Below are 2722 nucleotides of genomic sequence, written 5' to 3'. Positions count from 1 at the left end.
GGGTGGTCGTACTCGGGTGCGGGCGGCAGGTCCATGCTCGCCGCTCCTCCTCCGGCGCCGGTCTCGAAGGCCTTGTACAGCGGCCCCATGAGTTCCCAGCCGTCGAGCCGGCGGCGCGGGGTCGTGGCAGCGCGCGGCGTGAGGTCGGGAGCGAGGAACGGGTTCGCGAGCTGACGGGCCTCCACAGAGGCAGGCGTCACCTGGCGCTCCGCGATCGCCGCGGACACGACCGATGTCGCAACCGGGGCGACGTCGGCGATGATGAGCTCTTCCGGGGCCAGCTCGGCTCCGGACTCGAGAAGCCAGTCGCGACGCATCCGCTTCGCCACCGGCGAGGTCGCCTGGTCGGCTTCGAGGAGCTGGATCAGCGAGGTGTCGCGAGCAGCGGTCTTCGCCAGGATCGTCGCCACACCGTCGAGCCGCTTGAGCAGCTCGGATCTGGCGGCGTCGGCGATCTCGGAGTCGGCCTTCACCCTCGCGCGCTCTTCGCGCACCAGGAAGGCGATCACCTGGAACTTGACGCGGTTCGTGGGCCCGAGCTTGCCCCGCTGGGACTTCGCCTCGATCTCGCGCACCTTGCGCGCGAGGATCGGGATCAGGGGTGCCTCTTCATCGCGACGAGACGTCTTCTTGCGCCGTGTTGCGGCGGTTGCCGTGGTCGGCATGCTCCTCCTGAGCGTGAAGGCCGGGGCATCCGAGGGATGCATCGGCCGTTCTCGGTGTTCGCGTGTGGCGTGAGCCATGACCGTACGAACAGTATTTCCGGTGATCGTCGACGAGCGAATGACGCGCGACGATCGTGAATCACCGATCTCATTCTATGTCATGACGCGGGAACGCCGCAGATCAGGACACGCAGAGTTCGTGCGAGGTTCAGCCGGCGCTCTGCGAGAGCACGCGCTCGGCGTCCGTGACATCGGCCGCCATCTGCGACTTGAGCTTCTCGATGCCCTCGAATGCGACCATCCCGCGCAACCGCTCGACGAACTCGACGGTCACGTCGTGCCCGTAGAGATCAAGATCAGTCTCGCCGATGACGTGCGCCTCGACCTGTCGTTCGAGCACATCGTCGAACGTCGGGTTGGTGCCCACCGAGATCGCCGCTCGGTGACGGATCCCCGTCTGGTGATCGACGAGCCACCCGGCATAGACGCCGTCGGCGGGCACGAACGAGTCGACGGACGCAGAGAGGTTCGCCGTGGGGAACCCGAGCTCGCGCCCTCGCTTGAGTCCGTGCACGACCTCGCCCCGCACGTCGACGTGACGATCGAGCACGCGAGCAGCCGTGGCGACGTCGCCGTCCATGAGCAGTTCCCGGATCCACGTGGACGAGACCCTCCGGGCGGATCCGTCGAGGAAGACGTCGTCGACGACCTCGACCGTGAAACCGTGCGTCGGCCCGAGCTCACGCAGGAGTTCGGGGTTCCCCGCTCCTCCATGACCGAACCGGAAGTCCTCTCCGACGAGGACCGTCGAGACGCCCAGTGCCTTCACCAGGATCGAGGTGACGAATTCCTCGGCGCTGCGAGCCGCGAGCTCTGCGTCGAAGGTCAGGACGAGGGTCGCATCGAGGTCGAGCTCGCCCAGCAGCTCCAGCTTGCGGTCGACGGTCACCACGTTCTCAGGGCGGCGATCGGGGCGCAGTACGGCGAGCGGGTTGCGGTCGAACGTCACTGCGACCGCACGCTGCCCCGTCGCGTCGGCGATCTGCTTGAGGCGCCGGATGACCGCACGGTGCCCGGCATGAACCCCGTCGAACTTTCCGATGGCCACGACCGAGGCGCCGAATCCGGCGGGCACCTGCTGCGGGTCGCGGAAGACGATCATGCGATCGCCTCGGCGGCCGCCGCGTCCTGTGCGTCGCGCACCGGTCGATGCGTCCGCAGCCACCAGATCCCGAACACCGGGAGCACGAGCGGGATGAAGAGATAGCCGCGCCCGAGCATCGACCAGACGGTGTCGTGCGGGAAGAGATCGGTGAAGAAGATGCTGAGAGCGCCGACCACCAGTACGCCGGTGAGCTCGAAGACGATGGCCACCCACGCCACCGCATACCACCCGCGGCGGTTCGCCAGCACGAGAGCCAGTGTCGCCAGGATGTAGACCGCCGCCGCGAGGGCTGAGAGCGTGTACGCGAGGGGTGCCTCGTCGAACTGCCGGAAGATCTGCACGAAGCTTCGACCTGTCGCGGCCAGCGCCATGACGGCGTAGACGATCACGAGGACACGGCCGATGCCGGTCATTCGGGAGGTGGGGGCGGTGGTGCTCATAGCTCCACCCATTCTAGGTCCGAGCGGGGCGGGCGGATGCGCGGTGCCGGCGCCCGGTCAGGCCACCTGGATCGTCCAGATGACGTGCATGCGCCAGACCATGATCGCGACGGCGAATGCGGCGACTCCGAGAATCACCGTGCTCCACCGGCTGCGCTCCATGAGCGCCCAGAGCACCGCACCGATCGGCAGCAGCACCGCCGACACGAGGTAGACCCAGTACTCGAGAAGATCACCGGTCGGCGGGTTGCCGACGAGGGGTGCCACGATGGCGACGACCACCTGGACGATGAGCAGCAGCTCGACGAGCGCGAGCGCACCCACCGTGTAGTCGCTGGGGCGGCGCCCTGCCAGCCCGATCGTCACGCAGAAGAGGCCCGCCGCCACAGCGAGTGCGACCTGGACGATCGTGAACCACAGGATCATCGGGCGATCCCCGGACTGTTCATGGC

Annotated in this window: 3 protein-coding genes and 1 pseudogene; all 4 read right to left on the bottom strand. The window is 67.8% G+C overall.

Annotated elements, in window-relative coordinates:
- Nucleotides 1-665 (bottom strand): annotated as a pseudogene (locus J7E68_RS16450) (ATP-dependent helicase); the annotation flags it as partial.
- Between the two features lie 208 nt (nucleotides 666-873).
- Nucleotides 874-1827 carry a bifunctional riboflavin kinase/FAD synthetase gene (locus J7E68_RS16445; RefSeq protein WP_215174399.1) on the bottom strand — a complete coding sequence of 318 codons (954 nt, stop codon included), beginning with the start codon at nucleotides 1825-1827 and terminating at the stop codon, nucleotides 874-876.
- The gene (locus tag J7E68_RS16440) at nucleotides 1824-2270 is read right to left on the bottom strand and encodes a hypothetical protein (protein WP_251049085.1); all 447 of its coding nucleotides are present in this window, start codon (nucleotides 2268-2270) and stop codon (nucleotides 1824-1826) included. The genes J7E68_RS16445 and J7E68_RS16440 overlap by 4 nt, the downstream gene beginning before the upstream one ends.
- 57 nt (nucleotides 2271-2327) lie before the next feature.
- Nucleotides 2328-2696: a hypothetical protein gene (locus J7E68_RS16435; protein ID WP_215174401.1), complete on the bottom strand. Its 369-nt coding sequence runs from the start codon at nucleotides 2694-2696 to the stop codon at nucleotides 2328-2330.
- Nucleotides 2697-2722: the final 26 nt, after the last annotated feature.

This window comes from Microbacterium sp. ISL-103, from assembly GCF_018613995.1.
Taxonomy (GTDB): Bacteria; Actinomycetota; Actinomycetes; order Actinomycetales; family Microbacteriaceae; genus Microbacterium.
Note: the sequence above shows the minus strand (reverse complement) of the source record. Positions and strands in the feature narration are given on the sequence as shown.